Source organism: Chamaesiphon sp. OTE_8_metabat_110 (assembly GCF_031382685.1).
Taxonomy (GTDB): Bacteria; Cyanobacteriota; Cyanobacteriia; order Cyanobacteriales; family Chamaesiphonaceae; genus Chamaesiphon.
The window spans coordinates 20,967-47,410 of sequence record NZ_JANMZA010000140.1 but is presented as its reverse complement, the minus strand read 5'-3'; the positions used below and the strand labels follow the sequence as shown (position 1 = coordinate 47,410).

The window sequence follows — 26,444 nt, the reverse complement described above, 5'->3', positions numbered from 1 at the left end:
GTCTGCTTGTCTTGCCTCGCTGCTTGGTGCGCTATACCTGGAGGGAACCTCCAGAGCGCGCATCCGCAAACCGTCGGGGAACAAAGGCGTGCGCGAGCCGCTGGGGCAACACATGATCCTCTACTCTCCGCGTGATTTGGGTCGCTGCTGGGTGGAACGCACGCTGAGGGAACCTCAGCGCGATTCCATCCGCTCAATCCTCCTCCTTGATAGTCGATTCTCCAGAGGAGAGGCTATGCCAACGATCGAACAGATTTAATCGCATCACGCAACAAGCGATCGGTCTATTTGAAGATCGCCAAGGGGCGATGAAATGGTTGCAAACTCCCAAGCACAGTTTGGCAGGTATTACCCCGCTGGCGGCTCTGTCTTCCGACAAAGGTGCCAAACAAGTCGAAGAACTTCTCTATCGCGCTGAGTACGGAATTTACGGCTAGTGGGGATTTGGCGCAGCATCAATAGAGGACTTCTTAAAGCATACTCATAGCAACCGAGCGGACATCCGACAACTCCGCTAAGAATCGCCGAACGTGTTTTTACTCTGGAATCTCAATCGCGCTGTGTGGACGAGCGAAACGTTACTAATGCACTTGCAGCTAGTATTCATTACTGTTAAAGTATTTGTGTACTAGTAATTTTAAGATCCTAGATAGTAGCAATTAGGAAAGGATTATGTGCGGCAGATTTTGTCAAGTGAGTTCAGCAGCGGATATTGCAGCAGTTTTTAAGGCTGAAAGCAGCGAAATATCCCCGCGATACAATGTCGCACCTTCCCAAGCGGTGGTAGCAATTGTGAGATTACCAGATCCTGACGATCCCCAAGTGAAGAGCTTGCAGTGGGGACTAATTCCGTCTTGGGCAAAAGATCCGAAGATCGGCTACAAGCTAATTAATGCCAGAGCCGAGACTGTAAGTGAAAAACCCTCGTTTCGCTCCGCCTTTCGGAAACGGCGGTGTTTGATTCCAGTCAATGGCTTTTATGAGTGGCAACAGGTGGAAGGAAGCCGCCAGAAACAGCCGTATTTTATTGGTTTGCAGGATGAAGGACTATTTGCATTTGCGGGCTTGTACGAGCAATGGGGAAGTCCTGGTGGAGATGTTTTGGAAACTTGTACCATTATTACAACTACTGCTAACGAGCTGATGGCACCAATTCACGAACGAATGCCTGTAATTCTTGCGGAGAAAGAGTACACACAGTGGCTCGATCCTAGCTTTGAGAAGATCGATCGGTTGCAAGTATTACTCGATCCCTATCCAGCCAGTGAGATGAAACTCTATCCTGTCAGCAGTCTTGTAAATAATCCTAAAAACGACAGTCCCGACTGCAAACAGCCGATGAGTCGATCGAATCATCAATTTAGTATTTGAATTGGAAAGTAGAAATCGATGACTTATAACAACTTCACCCTCGAAACTGTCAACGACCAATTTGAATTAAATCTTCTGGAGGCTCCCTTCTGCGAATTCTTACCAACGGCAGATCCACAACCAGCGTTCTTAACAATCTTTCAACAGTGGTTTCGGTTGGCGGAAACAGCCCAATCCGCTAAAGCTAGATCCGAACTTTTGGTTAGTCCGATTTTAGCTGAGGTAGTGCAATTAACTCAAGAGCAAGTTCAGCTATTTTCTGGTCAAGAGTTTAATGTAGATTCAGAGCAGAGTCTAGATGGAGTTGTCGATTTTTTGCTGAGTAAATCGACAATTCAATCTATTATCAAAGCTCCGATTGTAATGCTGGTAGAAGCGGACAAGAAAGGGTTAGATCTAGGCTGGGGGCAGTGTGTCGCCGAGATGATTGCTGCTCAGAAGTTCAATACCAGCAAAGGTAACGAAATCTCCGTTATCTATGGCAGTGTAACCAGCGGTAGGTGGTGGCAGTTTTTCAAGCTCGAAGGTAAAAATGTTACCATCGATCCTCACCAATATTATGTCATTCCAGTCGAGCGGATTTTAGGTATTCTGAAGTGGATGGTGGATGAATCTGGTTAACTAATCGATCGTGTAACGTCCGCTTGCGGAATCGATAATTTGCTCTAATAAGATAATTATGGATTCATAGAAATCAAATCTGACGTGCATTAATCTTATCAATTATTTAAAATTTTAACATAATCAAATATGGACGACCTTAATGATTCGAGCAAACCATTTCGGCAAGGTGATAGTCTTTGGGTACACGATCTACCAGAAAACTTGGATGATATTGCTCATGTAAAGAGCTTGATTTTACATCATGCCGATCGGATTAAAGAATTACCAAAAGACATTGGTAATCTAACCAAGTTGACCAAACTATCCATGTGCGCCTCAAGGCTAACTAACTTAGAAAATATTGGCGATCTGACTAGTCTGACTTATTTAGATCTCTACGATAATCGCAGTCTACTTAGTTTACCGGAAAGTATTGGAAATCTCATTAATTTAACTTACCTATGTCCAAGGCAGGGTAAGCTAACTACTCTACCAGAAAGCATTGGTAAGCTCATTAATTTAACTCACTTAACTCCGAAAAGTAACAAGATAACTACTTTACCAGAAAGTATTGGTAATCTCGTTAATTTAACTCATTTAGATTTGAGTTGTAATCAGTTAGGCGATCTGCCAAAAAGTATAGAGAATATTCCTAACTTAATTAACTTAAATTTATCTAAAAATCAGCTAAGTACCATCCCAAAAGTTATTAGTAGATTAGTCGGTTTGACACATCTATATTTATGTGCAAACGAATTAACTAACTTGACAGAAAAAATTAGTAGTCTTACTAACTTAACTTATCTGAATTTAGGATGGAATCAGCTAATTGTCATTCCAGAATTCGTTAGTGATTTTAAGAAATTAGATTGTTTAATATTAAGAGATAATCAGATAAGTATTCTGCCAAATAGTATGGTCAATCTTAGCAATTTGACGTATTTAGACTTACAAAACAACAAACTAAGTAGTTTGCCAGAAAGTATATGCAATTTTCCAAAACTAGGTCAAATATGTCTGCGTGAAAATCAGTTAACTAGTTTACCAGTGAGTCTTGGTAATCTTAATAATTTGACCGCTTTAGATCTGGATCGTAATAACCTAATTAGTCTGCCAGAAAGTATCGGCGATCTTAGTAATCTATCTAAACTGAATTTAAGACACAATAGTTTAACTGAACTACCAAAAAGTATCGGCAATCTTAATAATTTAACTGAATTACATTTAGAAAATAATCAGATAGAAACATTACCGGAAAGTATCATCGACCTTACTAATTTGATTGAGTTGAATCTAGATAATAACCCTTTGACAGATTTATCAATTCTGCAAAGAGCACCAGGTTTGAATAAAGTTAAATTTTTAGGTGTTAATCTTTCTCGTCGATACTGGACTAAGATCAGTGATTGGGAGCCTAAATGGTTATTAGATGAAGATAACGCAGAGATTAGACGTGTATTAGTCACACAAATTGGCTATGAGAGAATTTGTGATGAATTAAATGCTATCGTACTCGATGTTTGGCGAGAATATACCTTGGTGAAAATTGATGGTATCGAAAAAATTTATAATAGAGGAAGTGTAATTGTCAATACAGAGCCGATGGTATTATTAAAAATGACTTGCCCATCTACGTCACATATTCATATTCTCCGAGTACCGCCAGAGATGGCGAGTGCAGAGAAAGCAATTACTTGGATAAATCATGGCATTCATCCTAATTCTTTTGATATAGAAACTTAAGTATGTTTATTATTGTATTAATCAGAGAACGAAGCAAGTTATGTTTGAACGTTATACAGAGAAAGCCATTAAAGTAATCATGCTTAGTCAAGAGGAGTCACGGCGATTGGGACACAACTTTGTTGGTACCGAACAAATTCTAGTTGGCTTAATTGGTGAAGAGAATGGCATCGCAGCTAAGGTTTTAAGATCGATGGGAGTTAATTTAAAGGATGCCAGAATCGAAGTTGAAAAAGTTGTCGGACGCGGTTCGGGGTTTGTGGCTCTCGAAATTCCTTTTACCCCAGAAGCAAAACGTGTTTTAGAGTTCGCTCAAGCAGAATCTGAGGAGCTTGGGCATAATTATATTGGCACAGAACATCTACTACTCGGCTTAATTAGTGAAAGTGAAAATCAGGCGGTGAAAGTGATGGAAACTTTTGGCGTAGATTTAACCAAAATACGACCGCAGGTGATTCGGATGTTGGGCGAGACGACAGAAGTTATTAGTCCATCTCCATCTAGTTCAATGACAGTCCAGCAGATAGAAATGTTGTTCCTCTTAAAATCAATTGAGACTAAGGCAGTTGCGATCGATCGGGCTGTTGATGAACTAAAGCAGGACATCGCAGCTTTGCGCCGTTGCATAACGTAGCCGTATGTAATTCAGGTATTAATATGCTCTTAGTAATTTTAATAAAAATATCGATCGATCTATTTACAGATGAAAATGGAAGTAGAATTTATTTTATGTTCGCTTGGCTATGTCGATCTCAGATCGACATAGGTATTATCTTTACGGCGATCTAAGACAATCTCGAAATGTTATCTACCAAACTTCGACTGCAAATTGAACAATAAATAGGTACTAGCGGGATGCCTAAAATCCCTCTACGGAGTGTCTGCTTTGGAGAATCGATCGTGATAGCTCTGGTGGGATCTCATCAAAGTACTCAAATACCAGGTCTGCTAGTGCCAAGTATCGTAAGTGATAACGACTGGGGGCTATATAACCTCTGCCACTCTTAAACCAGCGTTTGACACTACCTGGAGAACAACTACATAAAGCTGCCATCTGCACTCGCGTTACATCCCACTTAGCTTCAAATTCACGGGGAGTCATGGCGAACTGACAATTAGCTAGCTTCTGAATCAAATCGAGTTCACGCTGCGCCAATTTACGCGGTGTGTTTATCATTTTCTGTACCTGTAATTGTTGCTAGACAAGCTTCTGAGTTTTACCTGGCAAATAATTTAATGATTTTTACAATGTACAAAACATTATAAAAATCTACTATACATTATTTGACTGTCTAGCAAGGTTGCGAGGGTACGATGAATTTGCTGAAAATTTTGATTGAAGCTGATGAGTCAACCCGATCGAGTACAGACATCTGTTTATTTTCCTAAAGAGGTATATGCCGCCCTGGTGAAGTGGGCTGAGGAGGAGGATCGATCGGTTAGTAATTTGGTGGTGCGGCTTGTGGCTAAGGCAATAGAGGAGAAAGAGTCAAAGTGAAGTGGGCAATTTGGAAAAGTGCTAGGATAATGCCGAAGTTAACGCTCGATAAGTTGGCGGTTTTATGTGAGTTGTATCAATGTTCGATCGCGGAGTTGGCTCAAGCTGCTCAGGAATCGATTTTGCAAGCAGATGTCAATCTAGATTTGGGCGAGATTTCAGATAGTCCAGAGGTTGAATAGCTGCTTAGTTGCGGAAGAATACTGGTTAAGGGTTTGTAAAACATCAGTTGTTGACAAACCCCTAAGCTTGTTATGAAATCTAGAGGTTAATTAATCGACAATCTGACCAACCGCGAGGTATGTCGATCTGATGGTAGAGAATATCGATCCATTCCCCGTCATCAGGCAGATGCTTTGCGTTGACACAAAATACCCAGTGGCAGTGCATTCCTAGAGCAACGCGCACATCCTTCCATGAATAAGTTTGCCGTTGCTTCATCAATCGGTAAGCACGAGCTTCATTCTCGACGATCGAGATTGCGACCCGATGGTGTTGTCCTTGAATATCTTCGAGGGAGATAACGGCATCAATGCTGAGTAATTCCCATACCTCATAGGGATCGTCTAAATCTATGCCGATCGACCGAGCTTTATCGACAATGTGTGTGAGTCGATCGCTAATCACTAGCTGCACCTTCTCAACTTCTAGGTCTGGATGGTTGAGAGTTAAAATCTTGAGTCGAGCCGCCATGCTCCGAAATCTTAATCCGATAATTGACATCATCTCTCTCCTGATAAACGAACACAAGATTCCTGCGGACAGGGTTATCTGTGTGTCATTAGGAGTGGGTCTGCTATCAGTCAGTCATCGAGATTCCTATTTGTTGGGCGGAAGGTAAGTCTGTGACTTACCTAAAATTGAATATAGCATTTTTCTGTTAGATTTTGCCAAGAGGAGACTGGCTCGACGAACATCGACGCATTGGATCGACAACTCGATCCAATGCGTCTGCTTGCGGAATCGTCTACGGAAAGGTATGCAATTGAAATGGCACTTGCATTTTCTGATGTGTCCATATAGAGTATTTATGTATTAGTAAATCGGGTTCATTACAATCTCCAGCGTATGAAATTAGCAGATTTATCCGAAGCGACACGTCAAAAGATTGCGAAAGTCCGATGGGATCGAATTATCGAGAAGCATGAAGGGCCTGAAGATTGGAGTTGCCTCGTTGCTGATGATTCCGATCGAGTAGTCTTTGTCAATCGTCCAGAGTACGATCCATTTACTCGTCAAATCGAGGATGTTCCAGAGTTTTTGATCGTCGATAACTGTCCAGTTTTACTACCGATTCCTCGCAAATATCACCCCAATATTGAGATCGGTCGGACTATTTGGAGTGTGGATGGTAATTCGGTAACGATATTTTTGACAGACACGACTTTCGGAAGCGATTGGTCTGAGATTGGTTTTTTAGCTGTCTGCGATAAGGTCGTAGGAGAAGACTTTTGGCTAGCAATTATCTATCATGAGCGATTCGTCATTGAGCCAGATCCTGTGCTTGAAGTTGGTCGATCGGACAAATAATCTATCGAAACAGCGGAATGTGGGATAAATAACGACAGAAAAAAATCCCCGCAGCACAGCTACGGAGATTTCTCTAAAATTAACCAATCATAAACATCACGAAGCTTTGCTCTTCATCTTTTTCAAATTACTTCCGACTTTGTTGATATTCTCGATAAGATCGCAGGGTTTGGCAATATAGTTCGATGGTAAGTAGCAGGCAAAAGCCATATCGATCGCCTCAATAGGATTACAAGCCATCTCGTTATTCAAGAAATTGGCAGCTATCTGACTAATTGATGAATAATTAACAAGTACAGCAACTTCAAAGTAATCTCGAATCAACGCAGATTTGGGGAGATTGTTCGATTTTTTAATATCTCTCGATCTCAAATTTTGCAATCCCAAGTTTATGTGGTCGTGGGCTTCTTTGAAGGATGTCTGCCCACTCTTAGATCCATATATTTTCTGCTTGTGCAGCCAGTGAGCTATTGCACTGACGAGTTTTTTGCGCTTTACATCTTTCAAATCCACCCTGACGGCAAAACGCTGATTGTATTCTTGCTCGGTTCGCTTAATGCCTAAAGCGATGTCTGCTCGACGTTCGATTGATTCAACTGCACACGCACCTAGCAATCGACTCGCAACAGCATTTTGCGCGATGGATTCCTTAACCCAGTAGGCTGCGGCTAATTCCACTGGTATCGTAGATACTTTGATGTTATTACCCTCAATACCGATCTTTCCGGAACGGAATCCGTTAAGCCGCAACGCATCCGGCGATTTAGACGTTCTAAATTTCCGGAACGAGGATTCGTCTTTTCCGACCGCCCCAGCTACCTGGGTCTGGCTCAGTCTGTAGTGTCCATCTGGCATTTTGAATACCTCTAAAGAGATCTCTCCTAAAAGAATAGTGGCTCTTTCTGCCTTGACCGCTTTTTGTGACTTTTTACTAGGATCTTCTGGATTAGTCATAAGTACCTCTATACTCTTCTTTGATTTCTATGGTTCTTTCAATTGCAGATAAGTCAGCTAAGACCTTCTCACGTTCTTGTTGAAGACTGACTATTTGCTGATGGATGTTCATCTCTTTTTGCTTAACAAGCTTTGCTAGCTCGTGTAAATCATCAAGATCGGAGTTTTCGGTAGTTACTTCTTTTGGCAAGTAGTAATAATTGGGTCTTCGACCTGTTCCACGGGCAAAACTCAATTTCCCCATAGAAACCAACTGACCTAATCGATGACGGATCGGCGACTCCTTAATATTGGAAGCATCAACAACATCTTGGATCGTGATTTCACTATTGGACTTAAAAAGTTCCAGTGCTATGGATAAGATGCGTTCGCGAAGCGCATCGTCTTGTTCGATGCTGGGATCGTCTTGCTCGTTGTCGCCATAGCTTGTTTCGCCTGTGTCGTCTTCTTGATGAATGAGATCATTTTGAGATGACGACGCATAGACTTGCATATCGGGAGGATCGGTTAGATGATTGAGATACACAAATAAAATTGACTCCTTAATAAAAGGTGGTTGGTTGATGGATCGCAAATGGCACGACATGCGCCAAGTGCGACTCATATTTAATATCCGAGGGAAAGCTTTATTGAGTTAAATCGCCGCCAAGCTGAACCAACTCAATAAAGCGAAGCCGAGGTACAGATGGGGCAATTACTTGTCCAAATTTTAACGGCTACATACGCCATTGTAGTCTAATTTTTAGTTCGCTACTAAATTTATTTAGAATATTGAGAAGAAAAGATTGAATTTTAGCCTCAAGACTCGATCGAATCAGTTTGAACTGCGGTAAGAGCAAGTAGCCGATCGAATAAAGGATCGCCGAAGGCTAGTAGGCGGAGAGAAGAAGATCGTTCTTCAAATACTTCGGGGTGAAAAGTAATTAAATAGAGCTTATTGTTTAAAATAAGTTGCCAACATCGATCGCCTTGGGAGATGAATTCAACTCCTTGGGATTTGAGCATTGCGGAAGAGGTGAAGAGAGTTTCAATGCGATCGTTAGTCAGAGTTGTAGGGGCAAAAGGGCGGCTGGTTTCAGCTAAATCGGCTCGGACATCGGCTTCGAGCATTTCGTCGAGTGCAGGGCGGAGTGGAGGGGTATCGAGGATCTGTTCAAATTCGGATAATAGGACATCTTCTTCTTCAGGATCGGCACTCATGACAGCGCGTTCGATGAAGGTGGGGACTTGGGCGAGAATTGGTTGGAGGTTGCCCACGACGGTGGCAAAGGCATCGATGCGTTCGCGGAGACGGCGGTAGACTTTGGCTTCGACGGTGCCATCGTAGTAGAAGTTGTGGATGCGGACGGTGGGATAACGCTGTCCGATCCGATCGATCCGCCCAATTCTTTGTTCTACCCGCATGGGATTCCAGGGGAGATCGTAGTTGATTAAGACACCACAAGTTTGGAGGTTTAAGCCTTCACTGGCAGATTCTGTGCAGAGGAGAATATCAATTTTGCCATCGCGAAACAGACTTTTAATCCTCTCTTTGGGGACGATTTTCCATTGACTATCTTGATAAAGTTCTCCACCGCGACCAGAATAACAGGCTACCCCCGTCGTGCCAAAACTGGATTGGAGGAATTCGCGGAGATAATCCATCGTGTCAGTATATTGGGTGAAAACGATCGCACTATCTCGCGCTTGCAATTCGCACCTGAGTACTTTTAAAAATTGGGCACATTTAGTATCTTCCCCTGTGCGATCGAATTGTCGGAGTAAATCTTGTAAATATTCGATTTCTTGGGGATGGACGGATTCGGCTAGTGCTGCCAAACTATCGATCGCACTATCATCTAAGTCGTCTAGTTCTAATAGATCGTCTACGCTGAGACTAGTTGGTTTTCCGGTGAGGAGATCGTTGAGACGGCGGGTGAGGGATTGTTGAATTGCATAAAAAGAACTAGTTAAACGTTTGCGATAGAGCGTCATCAGAAAGCCCAAGGCTTTACGATTTTGTTTTTGGGCGAGACGATAAAAGTCGCGGACATAACTACTGACAGATCGATATAAATCTGCTTCACGCAATGGTTCGAGGGTAATTGCCACATCCCAGACTTCCCGTTGAGGAATATCTTTAGCCAGTACGCCCAGGCGGTAGTATTGGCGTAGAGTATCCCGCGTGTGGCGAAACATCAGATCCTTGAGTGGGTTATTGGCTGTCAGGAACTGGCGGGAAGCGGTGATAAATGTTTCATCAGCTAGCATTTGACGGGGATTGGTAATCTTGCGCCCACGTTGCCAGGTATCGGAGAGTTTACTGGCTAAAAGTCGATCGCGAGATTGCCAATATTGCTGAATGCGCGGACATGGTTTACCGCCGCTGGTAAAGTAATCGACAGATAATTGTTGCCAGAAGGCGAGAATTTGTGGATCGCTGCTTTGAGTTAGGTAGTGGAAGTAGTTGCAGAAGTTATCGCCGTATTGCCAATGTCCGCTTAATCCCAATAGGTGGAGTAGATCGAAAATCTCGATCGGATCGATCTGCATTGGGGTCGCCGAAAGTAAGAGTAAGGCTTGAGTGCGATCTTTTAATTGGCGCATCAACTCTAGGAGTCGATTGGGCGTATCTTGACGGTTTTGGGGAGATTTACGACGGGCGTGGTGAGCTTCATCGAGGATGACTAAATCCCACGGCTGAGAGGCTAGGAGTTCTCGCATCCGATCTTGACGACGGACGAGGTGGCTGGAAGCTAGGATCAGATGATGACTATCCCAAGGATTATCCGTTAGGGGTGTGGATTGCCCAAACGGATCGAGGAGTTCGCCTTGGCTGAAGCTGTGGAAATGAAGATTGAATTTTTCGCGGAGTTCGCTTTGCCATTGGGGTTGAACGCTGGCGGGAGCGAGGATGAGGATGCGTTTCGCTTTTTGGGAGACGAGGAGATAGCGGAGAATTAAGCCCGTCTCGATCGTTTTCCCTAAGCCCACTTCATCAGCAATCAGTGAGTTGCGAGGAAATTCGGCGACGTAACGGTAGAGGATTTTGAGTTGATGCAGCCAAGGTTGAATTGGAATGGAATGGAGAACGTAGGCGAGACAACTAGGATCGGTATGGAGATTGTGAAGGCGTTGAAAATCTTCGATTTCAGCAACTGTGGGACAGGCATCTTGCCTATCTTTAGAGCCAAGGCTATCATCAATTACTGGCGGGACTGAATTAACTTCATCAGCAGGAAGTTGACTAGGCACGATCGAGCGCAGATCGAATTCCAGTTCCTGTTGCCAAATCGGAGCTTGCTTGGGCGTATATCTCAACAACCGTCGGCGGACGGCATCGGGGATGGTAAATATCGCCACATTGGGGGTTTGGTTCGCCCACAACCGATCGAATCGTTCTGCTTCGAGTTCTACCCGTTCCCGATCGCGTCCGCCTTCCCAGTCCAGATAGACATGGAAAGATTCGACATTTGCATACCAACCACCGAGGGATTCATTATTAGAACCGCTGAATGCCAATCGATCGCCAAAACTATCGGTAATAATCCCCACTTTCTCGTGGAATAAGCGTTCTGGGGCGAGTTGAGTATGGGGATCTTCTGGGGAACCATCGGACTTTAGGGGGATGGCAATGCGGAGATCGAGATAATTGTGTTCGATCAACCAACTGAGTAGCTCGAAGTGCTTGAGTTGACTCCAGTTTTGGGGTGGAGTCAATGCTCGATCGAGTGGCGCATTTAGGGCATCCCGCAGGCTATAGCCTTGACGAATGGCGGCGATATCTTGGGGGCTAAATTGACAGCCCATAATCAACCGAATTTTGCCCTGCTGGGCAAGCATCGCACCAATCCCCCGCGCCACACTACTGAGAATCGCACTATTAAAGAATCCAGCCTTGCGATCGTATTGACTGGCACGTTCGAGGGCGGGAATATAAAAATCGACGATCGGATTGTGGGTATCGCTGGAGTAACCGATCTTCCAAGGATAGTCGCGGAGCGCAGGAGGATTAGACATGGTTAAAATAAGGATTGCTGAACGGTGCCCAAATCTAATTCCTGTTGAACGTAGATTACCTTAGCCTTAATCTCATCCATTGCCAGCCACAGATCGGCGAGAGCTTGTTCTTCGGGGATGCGTTTTTTACTATCCCGAATCAGGGGAATTACTTTCAATGTGACTTCCCATGCCCGCATGAACAGATCGTTATTAATCAGTGCTGTTGCTCGGAGGAAACGGCGCACGGGTTCGATCGTCTGTTCTTCCTGATAGATGGCGATCGTGGCATGGAGGGCATCGACGAGGGAAGTCAGGGTAAAATCATCGGGATTAGTCGAGAAGGCGCGTTTCTGAGCGCGTTGGGCGGGAGTCAGCAGTCTACAAGTGCCCGATTTTACTTCGAGGAGTTTCATCGCTCCTTTGAGTTCGCTAATATTAAAACCACCGATCGCTAGTGCCAATTGACGGGCATCATCAAAGGGAAATTCACGGGCGCGGAAAGCATCCCAAGCCAGCAGATACCAAATTGTTAGCGGATCGAATCCGGCGGTGTCGATGTGGGCGAGTTTGCGGAAGCGATAGTTTGCCACGGCTTTACGAGCTTCGGTAAAAGCCTCCTCTGGGCGGACTTCCTCCCCGCTACTATTGAGGATTGGATAATGGCGCGAAAAGACATTCAGCGCGGGGCCAAATGTCGACAGATAGAGATCGATCCCATTGATATCGGCTTCCTCAAATTTTGGGGCGCGTTCTTCGACTAAATTCGCAACCTCTGGGCGCAGATCCTCCCACCACGCGCTACCAGCATCGGGATCGCGTTTCCGGCAGACGAGCAAGACTGTACTAGAAACCGAGTTTTTCTGAGCTTGGTGGAGATTTTGAGGATTTTCGGTACTGACAGCCCAAGAAGCGGTAATTTCAAACCCCGCATCAATCAAGGATTTGGCAAGCACATCCCACGCGCCAGAATCCTTGTGGTTGAATTGGACGGTCATTACTCCATCATCTCGGAGGACGCGATAGTATTCAGCAAATGCCAGAGCCATTTTTGCTTCATAGTCCTGGTTGGCGAGTTCTTCGGGGCTACCTCCCATTCCTCGAAAGCGAGAGGGATTAGCAACGGCTTCCCGATCTTTGTCGGTCAACTCTGCCCAAAATAGATTGGGGAAAATATCGCCTAGAGTACGTTTTTGCCAAACATAAAAAAAGTCTGACAGATCGGAATAGGGAATTGTCCCATAATAAGGTGGATCGGTAACGATGACATCAAGAGATTTGTTATCAATATGAGCTAATGAGTCTGATGATGCTAATGATATCTGAATTAATTTGGGAATATATTGCTCTACATTCAAAGTGCCTGAAAAGTTTAGATTTATATTTAATATTTCACAAAGCTTGGGATAGTCTGTAATTACTTTGTCTGCACACCACCGCCATAAACGATTAGCCCCATTAACTTCGGGATAGTTCCATATAAGGTTGAGAGAATGTTGTCCTGAAGCTCCTTCAATTTTTGGCCCCATCGTATTAACATGCGCCAATCGACAATTTACATCAACACATCGATCGAGTACCAATGTCAAATAAGTGACGATTGCCTCTACTCTCTCAATCTCATATTCTTTCTTCATTAGCTCCTTCGCCGCATTGATAATTTCTACATAATTAGCAAGTGTTAAAAGCTGACGATGATTAAAAATATCCGACCATGTTCTGCAATAATTAAGAATCTGACCATGATCGTTGACTATTGTTTCTGATGGAAAGATTGTATGTGATTGAAGGTCAGCATATTTCTTGATAATTGTCGATCTTGCTAATTTCCATCCTTGTAAGTCTTTATCATGAGGATTCCTAAACTTTAAAATTTCTTTCCCTTGTTTATAGGCAACTGCATATAGTTGATGATCTAGTTGCCCTGACTTTACTTGCATTTTGATCACATCATCGCCGATGACATTTCCACAATTAGGACATTTTCCAACACCTCTAGCAATAGTTATAAATTCATCAGGATCGAACTCTTGACCATCTTCCGTTACGATAGTTGTTTCCTTCCCCTTCTTCCCTTTCACCAATTCAAAATCTACCCGCTTCTGCTCAAGATTCGGAATCGGGCGCACCGCATACCAATCACTAGTAATTTTCCTAGCTTGTCCTTTCCCAGCGTAATTAGTCGTTTTACTCAACCACCAATTCGGACTCAGAGGCACAACCGACTCACAACTCGGACATATCACCGTATGCGCCCATAAATAATTCTGCACCGTCTCATTCGGCTCCGACGGAAAAAACTCAGCCAACCGCTTCTCAGCCTCATCCCCAACCCACTTTACCCACTTATCGATATCCTGCTGTAAATCGGGGCCAAACCTGAGCGGAAATTCGATAGCTGCCTTCATCGTCACTACCGCCACCGGATTCAAATCCGAAGCCAGCACATTCAACCCATACCGCGCTGCCTCAAACGGGATACTTCCGCCTCCAGCAAAGGCATCCAGCACAGTTGGCGTAGCAGTTCCCCACATCCCCTCACACAAAGCATGAACCTGTTTGATGCGATCTGGTGAAGGCGGCGTTTTGTATAGCTTCGTCTCCTTGTTACGATATTCCCGCTTCTCCAAGCCCAATAGATACTCAAACTCCTCCATCGAGACATCCGCAGGCAAAATCGAACCCAACACCGAAGCCCGACTGAAAGATAACGGCTTCCGCGAATACCACCGATGCAACCCCTTAAATGGATTCCCCCCATTTTCGTAATACACCTGCTCATTGAGCAACTTAATCGGGAAAATCTTTTCGATGAAAACAGGCTTACGTTTAGTCATGGGAAATCAGAGGGCGGACTTTTAAGAATAGGCAATACAGCCCCTCTGAATCATAACTCTGTGGCGCGGTAACAGCTCGCTCGATCTCAAAGACCGATCTGTTTATCCTTCCCTTCTGAATCGGTCGCACATAGCATAATTAGTCAGTTTCCGCAGCTACGTAATGTATTACTTTTGTTGTGATTTAAGCTTTTTCTCATGGTCTTCAATCCATTTATGGGCAGTTTTTAAATGATTATCCCCACTAATTTCTTCAATGTATTTATTTGCTAAATCTAAGATACTCAATTCTAATCCTGTTGTTGGCAATTTTGGAAATCTTTTGATATCGCCGTTACATTGTAGGAAAATTTCTATTGAACCTATTAGATCGTTGTCATCACTATCACCAACACACAATTCATGATGAAGATTTGCAACTAGAGGTAGAGGAAATTGAGGATCGGTCGCTTGCACAACACGGATTTTAGTTTGCTCGAAGCAGCATGGATCGAAACCAATTAATTCTAGCTTGTCAAGATGTCCCCTGCACAACATAGTACCCAGAGCAATTCTTTCTAAATCCTCATCACTTGATGATTTCCAGATTGAAGGAAATCCTTTTCCCAACTTCATATGTCTCAAGTAATCATCCTTTGTCAGATTAGACGGGAAGCTTTTTACTTTCTTTCCATCTCTCCAAATAACAGGACGGTTACTTAAACTTCGATAATAAAAAAATTGCTCCACAAACTAAAGGGACTCCAAGTAATCACGAACGTACCCTGACTCTTCAGCCTTGAGCAATATTCTTGCTTCTTCCAATAATTTATCTGCGATGGGAGATATATTTAGTCCAGCCGCAATAATATCTAGACCAGCATATCTCAAAGTTTCTACAGGAGACTTTAATAAAATTCTAACAATAGACGCTATCTCATGTGAATATGCAGAATTTTCGATTAGTGGCTCTAGAAGACTTGCCAGTGACAGTAAAATAAGCTGATTTTTATTTTGAATTTTGTCACTCAATTGTTGACTTTGATTGAAAATATTTCTGATGTCTAAGATCTCTTGTTCCGACAAAGCAGTGCGATCTTCAAGTAGTAAATCTCTTAGACATTCTGCTCGACGTTCAAACACCGCAATGTCACTGATACTCGCCAGGACATATTTAAGTTGAGTGTCATTACGCTCTTGATGATGTATCTGTGCTTCAACTCGTCCGTATTCTTGACTTTGACCTTTGCTAGAACTTGCAACAATAACGTAAGCTGGCTTTGTTAAAGTATCGATACAGCTTCTGGAATTAGTTTTGTTAATCATTGAAAAAACTCCTGCGATTTCTCAGTAATGCTGTTAAAAAATATATCGTTCTTGAATGGGCGCAAGTTGTCAACAAAAATAGAATTTATAGAGCTATCTCGAACATCAAGATCTACATCCTGAAAAACTTCTACATCAAAAATTAAAGGAATAAATGTTGAATCACCATTAGTTCCTCCAACTTCTTCGCTACCAACTGTTTGATTGACAATTGCTTGCGATGGCTGATAAGTCATTGACGCAAGGGATATTTGCATAAAATATCCAGAGATTATCATAGACAAATCATCAGAAACTTCGGGGAAAACCTTAATATAATCATGCAGTTGAATCACTTTTTTTTCAAAAGGTATCATGATACGATTGAGGTATCTCAAACTGAGCCTTTTGACTCTAGTAGCTGAGGTCGTCTCAACGTATTTCTCCCAAAATTTGTTTGCTTCTTCATAGAAAATATCCCATGTTTCATAAGGATGTAGTTTGCTAAAGGAGAAGCTGCTCGTATTGGCTTGAATAACTTTAGCCCTATCATTTGAAGATAGCTTATATCCTTCTAAAATATTGGTTACAGAAGAAGTGATATTGTCTAAATCGTCCAGCTTAACTGTTATCTCATTCTTTAAAAATCTTTTTTCTTCTTGGTTAAAAATAGGAAAAGTTTGTGTAATGTATTTTGCATATTCATTCAATACCTCACGCTCGAAATCACTGTCACGCTCGACAACTAAATGAAATATAGCTTCAACTATCGGTGGCTTAGAGAATGTCATTTTTCATTTACAAGAAACCGTTGAATTTATAATAGTATTTTTGTTCTATTGAAAAAGGTAGAGCGGTTTTTAGATCGAGAGAGTTCGGATACAATCTCTGGAAGTCTCAGTCCGAGGAATATACAGGATTTATATTTGAACTAGCCATGTATGAGAGTGAAGTATGTATGGTTTAGCAAATTATTTACTTATATATATCGATTTTACACATAGTCTAGAAGATTATGACGTAATCTATACGATCGATAGGTTGTCGCTTTGTACGGTTTTGCACAGTTTACAAGGTAGCTAGTCACACAACGTAGTACTTATGTGCTGTAAAAATGCAGATATGGAAATGAAAATATGTGTATTATGTATTTTATAAATATACCCATTACTTAGCCGATAACTTGCATCCCATAGAGATCGAGATACATTTCAAGGCACTTCACGTTCGCTCTTTCATCATCTCAATCGCCCAATAATACCCGAATTGCCCGTAAAGCACGGTGCCTGTCGCCATTACTCACTTTAGCAAACCAGTAGTGCGCTTCCTCATTACTCATCGCCATTACTCCCGCTGTAATGTTGGCAATCCGTTCTAACTTTGATAAGGGTTGGAGAGCTTGAAACAGCAACGCCAAATTTACACCTGACAACTCACTCAGAACATAGGCGTTTTGGCGAGAGTGTTTTAACGTCTTGGGATCGTAGTTATTAACCTTGAGACAGTCATACACCGCTTGCCGTGCTTGTACCAAAGATTGCCCCTTCAGCCGTCCAACTCGTTTGGCAGGGGGACGACGTTTTTCCCCCGCTTGCTTATAGGCGCATTGGTATAGCTCCAGCGCAAAATTATTATTGTCGATCGGGACAACCCGCAGTTGAAACTCTTGCACGACAGACTCTCCAGGTAACGTTTCTATTTTCTCTCCTTCCCGTCCTTTGGTCTAGGGGAGTACACACAAATTTAAGCCTGACTCAGACAGGCATCTTGCCTGTCATCCACATCCTCAGTCATAAACCACCGTCACCGCTAGATGTCCCCGTTCGATCGGATTTCTGCCCAATGTCTGCTCGATCGATTGCATTTCCGTCCCTTCCGGTAAAACTGGAGTAGCAAAATTTAGGCGCATCTTCAGCGAAACCTCCGCCCGCATCTCTGGATCGGTCAAAAAGGTATTTACTGAACTAGCTAGTGTTTGGAAGCCCTTAATCTCCCCCTGATATTCCAACCGCAGAAACCGATTGCCAGTTTGAACGGTGACTAATTGGTCGATTTCGATCGGGAAGCGCATCAATAGGGGTAAGGCGGTAGTCAGCTTGCGATAGTCTACAATCTCAGAAACTGTTAACTCCAAACTCTCAACGGCGGCAATTTTGCGATCGTGGACTCGATCGCGCCACTCGTTGAAAATACTATTCAAACTACCTACTGGTAGCTCCACAGGGTTAATTTTCACCGCATAGACACCCAATTGAGTTGCCACGAGAGGATCTCCGATCTCCCCATCATTGCGATAGGAAGTCCACTGGACGGCTTTAGCTTCCTGAGATAGCACCTCCCCATCGCCATAATCAACCACCAGTTTAAATAAGCTGGTACTGGTTATCTCGCCCGTATATTCATCCGCCGGACGGAAACTATTGGGAACTAAGATTCCATCTTGAAACAACTGTACGCCGATCGCCCCGATCGCTCGCCATTTGACTCTGACAGGTACTTTCTGACTATCTGGCTCCCCTGGTAAAGTTTGGGCACTAAGTTCGATTTCACGGGGAACTGGTAGTTGGAGAATCCCGCGTCGATACAATACCTGGCGATCGGAAAATTCGATATTATCGGGAATAACCACCTTAGCTTGGGGCGTATTGATATACACGCGATCGCCCATTTTTAGATCCCACTGTCCAGCTTCTAAACCAGCACGAATAGTCGATCGCAGTTTGAGAATCTCGCTTTCCACGAAGAAATTGAGTCCCAAATCTTTAGCAAAAGCTTCCTTCAAACCCTTGGTTGTAATTGACTCCAATCCTGGCGACCACACTTTCTGCAAAATGTAAGCAGGCGCATAGTTAGGTGCATCATCAGCCCGAACTTTCTGACAATCTTTTAACGCCTTGAGAATTATATCTTGGTTATTTTTACCCTTGAGATCGCTAGTATCCTGAACGGGTAAAGTGTAGTGCATCAAGCCTTTTGGGGCTTTGACTAGATCTTGGGCTGGATAGAATAGATGGCGATAAGCATTCGCCAAAGCAATTCGCACTCCCAAATCTAATTCACCTTCCTTCTTTTTCAGTTGCTTCTGCTGGCTTTCCGAGAGATCGGTTAGTCGATGTTCCGATTTGAGAATATTTTTAATTGCTAGAAACTCCCGCGCTAGTTCGCTGGCTCGTTCTAAGTCAACTTTATTAGCGACTAGAAACAATAACCGATTGCGAAAGATCCGAAACTTACCAAATTCTCCCGTCTGCTGAAAAATCTGCTCGATAATTGTTGGCGCAGGATCGATCGAAGATGTCACCATCGCCTCCTGAAAATCGATGATAGACAGGGTAATCTCATCGGCATTATCATCAACATCACCTGGACTAGTAGGGGCGGGTACGAGGCGGAAATAGCGGGTAGCAAAGATCGAATCTCGACGTTTTCGCAGTTCTTCCTTTGCCTCACCACGTCCAACTTGCTCTTTCTCCTCTGCCACAATCTTATTGATCGACGGCTCTTCTTTGAATCGAGCGATCGTTAAAATGGGGTCAAAGTCCAGATACCAAGCTACTTCAGTTAATCGTTCCAATGCTCGATCGACAAAATTAGTATCGCCTCCTGGCATTAGCAAGGATAAATTTAACTCGGTTTGACGAATCCCAGCAACAATCCCTTGATTGATCGAATGGAGAAAAATCGTTCGCCCTACCCAAGTAGAAAAAGGAGACTTTCCTGCGGCTAACCATTCTCGATCCTGAATTTGAGCGTGAGCCTCACGCCCACTGGCATTATACAAATCTGCCTGAATCGGTAGGCGCATCAGTGGACGTTGTAGCCGCGAAGTCAGTTCATTAGTAATCTCATCATCGATACCTACGGGTAAATGATGAGGATGAATCATCGGCAAAGCGATGCCCTCTCGCCACAGATAACGAGTCGCGATCGCAAATAGTCGCAATGCGCCGCGCGTCCGATTGAAGTTGGGAATTGAGGCGATCTTTTTGGTTAATAAATTAAAAAGTTCGGGATGAATGGGGTAGCTAGCTTCGATCGTTTGAGTATAAGCTGCATCTTTACAGCCATCGGGGAGATTGGATCGACTCGATCGATAGGATTGCAGATATTCCTGAGCAGCTTTTTTGGCAGCTTTATCATCAACGCTACTAAACAGCCGCTGTTTAACAATGTTGTAAATCTCCAGATCGGTGCTGGGAGTCAGGATTTTTTCCTGTCGCGCCGAAGCCTTAATCGCTTCTTGTAATTCGGTGGTGTCATCGGCAAAACTATCACTAGCAGAAGCTAACGAATAGACAAATACTAAGTTTTGACAGGAGCCTGCTAAATCCATCAGCGCGAACAAAAATGCCACTACTTGTCCGGCTAGATCGCTATTACCAACCTTTACAGCCTTAGCTTTACGGAGATACTGAGCAATTTCATCAAGTACGATCAGCGTTGGTCGATCGCCAATCAATCTTTGCAATACATTAGTGCCAGGACTGACTTTTTGTTCGTCCGAACCCCGTAATAGTTGATAGCCCTCAATTCCCCCAATTTGATAAGCAATCTCACCCCAAAGCGTATAAGTCGAGATACCCGTATCAGCATGGAAGTCACCATTCGTCGGGTCTAAATCTTGCCCTGAGATTGCCGCAATTTGAATCGGGCTAATCGGAATCTGTTCCAATCGATCGGTAAATCGATCTAACCCTGGAATTTGTCTCCCTTGCCGTGCCAGATGCCAGAGCGCAATTTCATCGTGGGTTTTCCCACCGCCAAAACTCGTTTCTAACCGAATCACTGGCGATCCTACCGTTGTGCCAGTTAATCTGCCAAAGACTTCGGCAATTAAAGTCTTTAAACCTGCTGTGGGAAAAGTGTTAGCAAAGAAAAGTTCTGGGTTTTGATAAACTGGCGGCGCATTACCATCAACAACCAGCTTGAGCTTGGCTGCAAACAAATCCAGAGACAGCTCTCCCGATAATATTTCTGTTCGTGGAGTACAAGTATCTAAAATTGACGACAGCATGATGCTTTTTCCCTTAAACCAATCTCACCTTGGTCTATTGTGGGTTGAAAAGTCTCAAAGATCTACAGTCTAAAGGAGAATCATTAGATCTAAATCGACTTTTGGCACTCTTTCATCTCTCCAAAAGGCGTGAAACAACGCTGACACCATCCATCCACCCACAAAGCCGGAACCTTAAACCGCGCCCCACACTTAGGACATTCCGATAACAACCTTAATTGATGCTGATGGCATCGATCGACACTCTTCAACTGCCACTCAATCCGATGGTAAGGTGATTCGCCACAACAAGCCCCACACAACCGCATCGGCTCCATCTTCATCCCCATTCCCGCTGGTGGCAACATCTCTACTAATCTCTCCATATCAACACCCACAACTAAAGCTAAAGCCGCCAATTGACTCGGAGATGGTGGCGGATTAAATCGAAACTTTTCCCATCGAGAAATGATTGCACCACCAAATCCAGCAGCCTTTGCCAATCCCCCTGGAGGCAAATCATTCGATCGACGAAACCAACCTAGAAAATAGACATCCTGCGAAAGCCCTAACCCGATTCTCCAGGGAGAGGCTACGCCAACGGCAGAACCGATATTTTCCAGTATATTCAGCCAATCTTTGATTATTAGTTAATAATGTCCACAATAGTTGATGTTAAAGGATCGCTCGAATACTTTCGCAGGATGTCTAATGACTCAAACTCTCTCCTGGCAAAGGTTCGATTACCCGACGCTCATCCGAAGCGAATTGAGCGCGGGGCTTCTGCTGTTTCAGCTAAATAGGAATTTCTCTTGCTAATATTTTTAACAGTGCTAATCGATCGTCATCACTAATTTGATGCTTTGGTGCATCGGCTGAATACGTCTGCCACCACAGTGAATTGCGATCGTCCTTACCCGCACCATTCAAATAATCCCTGATTTCCTGCCGAATTAGTTCGGTGGGTCTGTGGCTTGAGGCAGCGATTACTGTTAATGCCCGATCTGCCAACCAAGACAGCCAAACTTTTCGATCGCCACATCGATCGCCTTCTTGCTTTGAATAGTCTGAACTCATCCCCAACCAGGCATGACAATTAGAGCAGTGTCCTACTCTTGTTTTAGCTGCAAAGATCGGTTGAGTCTCGGCACAGTGAGGACAACACCTTTCTAACCATCGATCGTGGTGCGGGCAAATGGCCACCAGAGACAGCGACCACAATAGCGGCTCATAGATATCCCGATCGCTATTTTTCCACTCCTCAAGGCAATCTGGGCACCATTCCCGACAAGTTTTCAACATACTAATCGGTCGATCGACAAATAGCGAAGTTAAAACATTCCCGATCGGTCGTTTGCCCATCAACCAACTCGAAAGGGTCAATTCTGTCAAATTTGGCTGCATGGTGAGATATTCCAGCGCACTAACATATCGCGCCGCCACTCGATTATCACCACTAGGATGACTCTGCAAATTCACCGACTTAGCAGTTTTGCCACCTCCCTTACCAGCAACAGGCTCGATTTGATAACGCAAAAGATTAGTCGGCGACACACAATGAGCCTCAGCCAGCCGACAAAGATAACTCGTCAAACCTTCAACATCACCAGTACCGATACCGATCGGTGAGATTGAGTAGAGAATGCTCCGTGGCGGGATGGATGGTATTTCGATCGAGCAAGATTCGTAAGGATCGAGATCGCGATCGTAAATATTAAAGCCGTTAACTGGCGGCATTATCCTCTACACCCACTGGATCTCTCTTTGGCTTACGTTTACCAACTTTACCCTTAGTGGCTGGCTTGGCAGATGTTACGGGTTCGGATGTCCCCGATTTGGACGTTGAATTGTCGGAAGTTGATGCGTCGATCGGTGCAAGACCGAGAGCCTTTCGTAGCCAATTTCGATCCTCTTCTTTTTCCACGAATAGTTGCTCTCCCTCCTCTATCTCCTCCATCATTTCTTTGAGTTTATCTGTCGATATAGCATGAGCTTCTAAATGTTTGAGTGTTAAAGTTTTTGCCCCCTCTTTTAGTGCTGCATTCAATGCTTTTAACAACCAGTTTTTTAGGAGGCCGATGCAGCCAAGTGTTCCGAAGTAAAGATAATCTCCATGTTCTAATAATTTTGGTGTTTCCTCCAGTGGCAAGTGGTACTGGAAACTCTTGACGACTCTCATAAAAGCACGCATATCTTCTTCACACTTGAGATCGTAACGCTTAAAATGAATATCAAGACTACGACCACTCAATTGGGCACTTAAATTGCGGAATATTTTCAATTCATAAACCCCAAATAATCCGTGTGTCACCCCGGTTGTATTGGCTAATGATTTAATATAATCCAATTGATCTTTAACCTTCTGACCACTGGCTATTTTTGCTAAATGTTGAGCTTCATCAATAAAAAATATGTCTGGCCGCCGATGACTTAGTGCATTTCCCAATGCCCTTCGTCGATCGTGTGCAGTTGCCCGATTTTGAATAATAAGTTCACCTGCATTATTGCGCGAAATCCCCCGAACATCATAATTAATCTTGTAATCTATTAGTGGCTCCTCTAATGCGATCAGAGCATTTGTGCAATAATCTTTCCAACTAAAATTTCTCGTCTCAGGTGGTTGAAGTTCTATCCCAACGACAGGAATACGCCCCCTATCGGTTTCAAGGGATGGTAGAGCTGCTTCAATCAGTTCTTTTTGTACTCCCAACCTCAGTGTAGTTTTACCAACAAATGTTGGTCCAAAAATAAAAATTATTGATGCACCTCCTGGCTCTTGAATTGCACTTAGGAGAGCTTCTTTTGCTTCTTTAAGCTTGGGATGCAGCACAGCATATTTCTTAAAGTAAGCAAGTCGGCTTGCCACTGGCTGCTGAAGTAACTCACGGGGAAATCCATCAGACATTCCTAGAACTCCTCACACATTTCAAGATCCTCATCTGAAAACGAAAATTCACTTACAGACTGCTGTGTTACGTAATTATGATTGACATCTGTTTTTGTACTCATCTCTGCTATATTCAATACGTTATTAATATTTTCTCCAGCTTGTCCACCTTCGATCGCCTTAAATACTTCTTGAGCCTCTGCATCACGAGATCGCTGCTCTAACAAAATCTCCTTCCCCTCTGCTGATTCAAGGAATGTTGCCAACTTTTTAGATGAAATAGTGAATTGAGACTGATGATTTTGGTTGCGTTTACGTAACTCACTACTAGCCAGTTGTATTTCTTTTTCCGAGCGACCACGGAACGATTGATAATGTTCGGATATGCACTTTACCCAACGCCCGTGGACAAAAGCATAAGCAGTTCCACAATCAAAGGGATCGTATCTGACTGGAACGGAAGTTTTTACTATTTCTGGGTGTTTAAAATCATTCGACCAGTAGTAAATAGCATTAATTTTCACCCCACTACCGCTTTGAACTTTTGCTGTCCCCTTTAAATTCGTTGGCAAAGTGATCTTCTGAAAGTTTTCATCATAGGCAATCATTTGATGGATTCGACTACCTCCTTGGAGCATCCCTGCTGCAAAAGCTTCGCGGGGAGTTTGCCATAAAGCTGGATGGTCATCAGTATCATACACCTCGTAAGCCCAGGTACACAAGTACTCATACAAGATTCCAAGGGTCCAAATAGCATGATTTTTGGGATTAACCGACTTAGTTACTTGCCGAACGTTACGGGTAATTTGAGTATTAGCCACTAGATTGTGAACGAATTCAGTATTTGAAGTACCAAACAGACGTTCGCAAACCGAACCAAACCGAGCTTTGGCAGGGGGACGTTTTTTTATCGTTTTTGAAAAAGTTGCTAACAGTGTCTCAAAATATTCGCTACCAAATTCTGGCCCATTATCTACGACTACAACTTGGGGCAACCGTCCATGATTTTTAACGCAAAGCCGCAATACCATCAGGCAAGAACGCTTAGAAGGTGGATCAAAAGTGAGGTAAACCGCTAACAGTCTTCGCGAGTAAGCATCCATTAAAAATGTAGCCCAAGGTCTGCCCAGATTTCGACGTGTTCGAGAGCAGACCAATTCAATATCTAGCTTTGTATGGTCGATATGACCGATCTCAAAAGGGCGATCTCCATGACGAGGCGTGGTTCTCTCTAATTCCCAATAAAATTCTTGCTGTTGATATGCTGCTCGATGCCCCTTGCGACTCTTTGTTTGCTCGTAACCCTTACGTCGATTTACTTCTTTTACAAAAGTTTTGTAGCTTGGTTCAATAATACCTTTTTGTTCGCAAGCGTTAGCTAGGGAGCCATAAACGGCACGCATGTTTTGTTGCGTGATGGTTTCATATTTATCCTCAATAAATTTCTTGATTTCTGCGAGCGTATCTTCAGGCAATTTCCGAGTACGATTTCCCTTGGCATGACTAAAGGAAAGAAGTCCGACAAAACCACAATTGAATTTTTTTAACGCAGCTAAATATTTGGCTTTCCAATCCCGAATCGTCCTTTCAGATACGGTTTCCACTTCTGGTGGTCGATCGTTCAAATATGGCTCGATTACTTTGTACCGACGGAGAGCTTCTGCTTGGTCTTGAGGACTCGCCTGTTGAAATCTTGCCCATGCTTCATCGCTAATGCTTTGCTCCTCATTTATTTGGAGGCTTGTAATCTTACCTTGTCGAATCAGATTCTCAAATTCAGTCTTTTTTAGCTGGATTATATGTTCGTCTTCTCCACGAAGAACTATTTCTTTGTCACCAACATGAATAATACTCAGCCCCTTACCGTCCCAACAAACAGCTTCACCGCTGACAAGATTGATGGCTGGAGAACTAATCATCGGAGTTAGCGATCTCGTCTCATGGAGTAAGATATAAGAATCAGCTATTCCTTTGTTACTAAAAACTCGCACCAAATCTGGCTCTGCTAATGGTGTCGCATTCAAATTCACATATAGCTTTTCGGTGGTAATTAAAATGTAAATATCGTCCGAGCTAGCTTTCTCAAGGCGATCGAGTAAATCTGCTAGCAATATTCCTGGTTCTTCTGCTACCAACGCCAGCACTTCAGTGGCAGCATCATCTTTTACAACTAATGATTCAATTCTCCGAAAATAATCTTCTAAGAAGATTGTGTTACGTGCGAGTATCCAATTAATTTCAGCATCAGACCAAATCCGATAGTAGAAATTATACTGTTTGGCGTATTCTGCACCTGGTCGATCTGACCAAAGACCTGTCTCTTCTCTGATATAGCGATTTGGACTTTTTTCTGACAGTTGTTTTAAATTTTCCTCAGTCTTACACTCTTCCCACCCAACTGTATTTTTTCTAATCACAAAGAAGTCAGGGGTATGAAAGTGTCCGAGGTTTCGTCCATTCTTACCTTGATATTCCAGTTTGATGGGCGCAGGTTGATCGTAGAACTCTAAAACGTCTTCATCGTGTTCCAACTCATAGACTTTAGGAAGTTCGACGCGATGAGACTCGAATTGAATCGTCACTCCCATTTTTTTGCTGGGGTAGCGACCAGAAACGTTTTTCCGTCCGCCACCGACAAGGCGAGATGGTTGTGATTCACGAATTCGTTCGACGACACTTTTTTGAAGATCCGACAATTTTAGCTGGTGGCACCAGCTATCGAACTCTTGCTTGGTAAGCATAGAATACTGCCGTTAGTATTTGTCT

General features: G+C 43.4%; 22 protein-coding genes and 1 pseudogene. 8 read left to right on the top strand and 15 right to left on the bottom strand.

Features of this window, described 5'->3' with window-relative positions; all coding sequences use genetic code 11:
* The first annotated feature begins 206 nt into the window (after positions 1-206).
* The 5 genes and pseudogenes from RMO52_RS05055 to RMO52_RS05035 form a co-directional block, all read left to right on the top strand.
* Entirely contained in the window at positions 207-437 is a 231-nt protein-coding gene (locus RMO52_RS05055; protein ID WP_310411497.1) for an MbcA/ParS/Xre antitoxin family protein, read from the top strand.
* Positions 438-672: 235 nt separating this feature from the next.
* Positions 673-1,371 carry an SOS response-associated peptidase gene (locus RMO52_RS05050; RefSeq protein ID WP_310411494.1) on the top strand — a complete coding sequence of 233 codons (699 nt, stop codon included), beginning with the start codon at positions 673-675 and terminating at the stop codon, positions 1,369-1,371.
* Between the two features lie 18 nt (positions 1,372-1,389).
* Positions 1,390-1,992, top strand: a complete 603-nt coding sequence (locus tag RMO52_RS05045; RefSeq protein ID WP_310411492.1) for a hypothetical protein — start codon at positions 1,390-1,392, stop codon at positions 1,990-1,992.
* 129 nt (positions 1,993-2,121) lie between these two features.
* Positions 2,122-3,717, top strand: a complete 1,596-nt coding sequence (locus tag RMO52_RS05040; RefSeq protein ID WP_310411489.1) for a leucine-rich repeat domain-containing protein — start codon at positions 2,122-2,124, stop codon at positions 3,715-3,717.
* A 40-nt stretch (positions 3,718-3,757) separates the two neighbouring features.
* Positions 3,758-4,222, top strand: a pseudogene (locus RMO52_RS05035) (Clp protease N-terminal domain-containing protein); the annotation flags it as partial.
* Positions 4,223-4,576: 354 nt separating this feature from the next.
* On the opposite strand, the gene RMO52_RS05030 reads toward RMO52_RS05035, so the two are convergent.
* The gene (locus RMO52_RS05030) at positions 4,577-4,894 is read right to left on the bottom strand and encodes a hypothetical protein (RefSeq protein WP_310411486.1); all 318 of its coding nucleotides are present in this window, start codon (positions 4,892-4,894) and stop codon (positions 4,577-4,579) included.
* 168 nt (positions 4,895-5,062) lie between these two features.
* Here RMO52_RS05030 and RMO52_RS05025 point away from each other — a divergent pair, with 168 nt between their 5' ends.
* Together RMO52_RS05025 and RMO52_RS05020 are read left to right on the top strand one after the other, a co-directional pair.
* On the top strand, positions 5,063-5,215 hold the full coding sequence (locus RMO52_RS05025; RefSeq protein WP_310411483.1) for a ribbon-helix-helix domain-containing protein: 153 nt from the start codon (positions 5,063-5,065) through the stop codon (positions 5,213-5,215).
* The gene (locus RMO52_RS05020) at positions 5,212-5,397 is read left to right on the top strand and encodes a hypothetical protein (RefSeq protein WP_310411480.1); all 186 of its coding nucleotides are present in this window, start codon (positions 5,212-5,214) and stop codon (positions 5,395-5,397) included. The genes RMO52_RS05025 and RMO52_RS05020 overlap by 4 nt, the downstream gene beginning before the upstream one ends.
* Before the next feature lie 79 nt (positions 5,398-5,476).
* Here RMO52_RS05020 and RMO52_RS05015 read toward each other — a convergent pair whose 3' ends face one another.
* The gene (locus tag RMO52_RS05015; protein ID WP_310411478.1) at positions 5,477-5,941 is read right to left on the bottom strand and encodes a hypothetical protein; all 465 of its coding nucleotides are present in this window, start codon (positions 5,939-5,941) and stop codon (positions 5,477-5,479) included.
* A 342-nt stretch (positions 5,942-6,283) separates the two neighbouring features.
* Here RMO52_RS05015 and RMO52_RS05010 point away from each other — a divergent pair, with 342 nt between their 5' ends.
* Positions 6,284-6,745, top strand: coding sequence for a hypothetical protein (locus tag RMO52_RS05010; RefSeq protein ID WP_310411475.1), 462 nt, complete (start codon positions 6,284-6,286; stop codon positions 6,743-6,745).
* 96 nt (positions 6,746-6,841) lie between these two features.
* On the opposite strand, the gene RMO52_RS05005 is transcribed toward RMO52_RS05010, so the two are convergent.
* From RMO52_RS05005 to RMO52_RS04945, 13 genes are all read right to left on the bottom strand, one after another.
* Positions 6,842-7,699, bottom strand: coding sequence for a hypothetical protein (locus tag RMO52_RS05005; protein ID WP_310411472.1), 858 nt, complete (start codon positions 7,697-7,699; stop codon positions 6,842-6,844).
* Positions 7,692-8,303 carry a hypothetical protein gene (locus RMO52_RS05000; protein ID WP_310411469.1) on the bottom strand — a complete coding sequence of 204 codons (612 nt, stop codon included), beginning with the start codon at positions 8,301-8,303 and terminating at the stop codon, positions 7,692-7,694. The genes RMO52_RS05005 and RMO52_RS05000 overlap by 8 nt, the downstream gene beginning before the upstream one ends.
* Positions 8,304-8,497: 194 nt before the next feature.
* Complete coding sequence (locus tag RMO52_RS04995; RefSeq protein WP_310411465.1) at positions 8,498-11,698, bottom strand: helicase-related protein; 3,201 nt, start codon at positions 11,696-11,698, stop codon at positions 8,498-8,500.
* A gap of 2 nt (positions 11,699-11,700) precedes the next feature.
* Positions 11,701-14,514 carry a DUF1156 domain-containing protein gene (locus RMO52_RS04990; protein WP_310411462.1) on the bottom strand — a complete coding sequence of 938 codons (2,814 nt, stop codon included), beginning with the start codon at positions 14,512-14,514 and terminating at the stop codon, positions 11,701-11,703.
* Between the two features lie 168 nt (positions 14,515-14,682).
* The gene (locus tag RMO52_RS04985) at positions 14,683-15,243 is read right to left on the bottom strand and encodes a hypothetical protein (RefSeq protein WP_310411459.1); all 561 of its coding nucleotides are present in this window, start codon (positions 15,241-15,243) and stop codon (positions 14,683-14,685) included.
* A gap of 3 nt (positions 15,244-15,246) precedes the next feature.
* Complete coding sequence (locus tag RMO52_RS04980; RefSeq protein WP_310411457.1) at positions 15,247-15,819, bottom strand: hypothetical protein; 573 nt, start codon at positions 15,817-15,819, stop codon at positions 15,247-15,249.
* The gene (locus RMO52_RS04975) at positions 15,816-16,589 is read right to left on the bottom strand and encodes a TIGR04255 family protein (RefSeq protein WP_310411454.1); all 774 of its coding nucleotides are present in this window, start codon (positions 16,587-16,589) and stop codon (positions 15,816-15,818) included. Before RMO52_RS04975 ends, RMO52_RS04980 begins: the two co-directional genes overlap by 4 nt.
* A 452-nt stretch (positions 16,590-17,041) precedes the next feature.
* Positions 17,042-17,470, bottom strand: a complete 429-nt coding sequence (locus RMO52_RS04970) for a hypothetical protein (protein ID WP_310411451.1) — start codon at positions 17,468-17,470, stop codon at positions 17,042-17,044.
* A 114-nt stretch (positions 17,471-17,584) separates the two neighbouring features.
* Complete coding sequence (locus tag RMO52_RS04965) at positions 17,585-20,812, bottom strand: DUF499 domain-containing protein (protein ID WP_310411446.1); 3,228 nt, start codon at positions 20,810-20,812, stop codon at positions 17,585-17,587.
* 89 nt (positions 20,813-20,901) lie between these two features.
* Positions 20,902-21,309: a TniQ family protein gene (locus RMO52_RS04960; protein WP_310411444.1), complete on the bottom strand. Its 408-nt coding sequence runs from the start codon at positions 21,307-21,309 to the stop codon at positions 20,902-20,904.
* 277 nt (positions 21,310-21,586) lie between these two features.
* Entirely contained in the window at positions 21,587-22,528 is a 942-nt protein-coding gene (locus tag RMO52_RS04955) for a TniQ family protein (protein WP_310411441.1), read from the bottom strand.
* Complete coding sequence (locus RMO52_RS04950; protein WP_310411439.1) at positions 22,515-23,696, bottom strand: ATP-binding protein; 1,182 nt, start codon at positions 23,694-23,696, stop codon at positions 22,515-22,517. The genes RMO52_RS04955 and RMO52_RS04950 overlap by 14 nt, the downstream gene beginning before the upstream one ends.
* A 2-nt stretch (positions 23,697-23,698) precedes the next feature.
* Complete coding sequence (locus RMO52_RS04945) at positions 23,699-26,419, bottom strand: TnsA endonuclease N-terminal domain-containing protein (RefSeq protein ID WP_310411437.1); 2,721 nt, start codon at positions 26,417-26,419, stop codon at positions 23,699-23,701.
* Between the last annotated feature and the right edge of the window lie 25 nt (positions 26,420-26,444).

Bases quoted from the DNA above. Each gene is read 5' to 3' on its own strand.
- RMO52_RS05000 (WP_310411469.1), bottom strand. From the start codon at position 8,303: ATGAGTCGCACTTGGCGCATGTCGTGCCATTTGCGATCCATCAACCAA.
- RMO52_RS05030 (WP_310411486.1), bottom strand. From the start codon at position 4,894: ATGATAAACACACCGCGTAAATTGGCGCAGCGTGAACTCGATTTGATT.
- RMO52_RS05010 (WP_310411475.1), top strand. From the start codon at position 6,284: ATGAAATTAGCAGATTTATCCGAAGCGACACGTCAAAAGATTGCGAAA.
- RMO52_RS04990 (WP_310411462.1), bottom strand. From the start codon at position 14,514: ATGACTAAACGTAAGCCTGTTTTCATCGAAAAGATTTTCCCGATTAAG.
- RMO52_RS05050 (WP_310411494.1), top strand. From the start codon at position 673: ATGTGCGGCAGATTTTGTCAAGTGAGTTCAGCAGCGGATATTGCAGCA.
- RMO52_RS04995 (WP_310411465.1), bottom strand. From the start codon at position 11,698: ATGTCTAATCCTCCTGCGCTCCGCGACTATCCTTGGAAGATCGGTTAC.
- RMO52_RS04950 (WP_310411439.1), bottom strand. From the start codon at position 23,696: ATGTCTGATGGATTTCCCCGTGAGTTACTTCAGCAGCCAGTGGCAAGC.
- RMO52_RS05025 (WP_310411483.1), top strand. From the start codon at position 5,063: ATGAGTCAACCCGATCGAGTACAGACATCTGTTTATTTTCCTAAAGAG.
- RMO52_RS05005 (WP_310411472.1), bottom strand. From the start codon at position 7,699: ATGACTAATCCAGAAGATCCTAGTAAAAAGTCACAAAAAGCGGTCAAG.
- RMO52_RS04965 (WP_310411446.1), bottom strand. From the start codon at position 20,812: ATGCTGTCGTCAATTTTAGATACTTGTACTCCACGAACAGAAATATTA.
- RMO52_RS04980 (WP_310411457.1), bottom strand. From the start codon at position 15,819: ATGATTAACAAAACTAATTCCAGAAGCTGTATCGATACTTTAACAAAG.
- RMO52_RS04955 (WP_310411441.1), bottom strand. From the start codon at position 22,528: ATGCCGCCAGTTAACGGCTTTAATATTTACGATCGCGATCTCGATCCT.
- RMO52_RS04945 (WP_310411437.1), bottom strand. From the start codon at position 26,419: ATGCTTACCAAGCAAGAGTTCGATAGCTGGTGCCACCAGCTAAAATTG.
- RMO52_RS05045 (WP_310411492.1), top strand. From the start codon at position 1,390: ATGACTTATAACAACTTCACCCTCGAAACTGTCAACGACCAATTTGAA.
- RMO52_RS04975 (WP_310411454.1), bottom strand. From the start codon at position 16,589: ATGACATTCTCTAAGCCACCGATAGTTGAAGCTATATTTCATTTAGTT.
- RMO52_RS05040 (WP_310411489.1), top strand. From the start codon at position 2,122: ATGGACGACCTTAATGATTCGAGCAAACCATTTCGGCAAGGTGATAGT.
- RMO52_RS05015 (WP_310411478.1), bottom strand. From the start codon at position 5,941: ATGATGTCAATTATCGGATTAAGATTTCGGAGCATGGCGGCTCGACTC.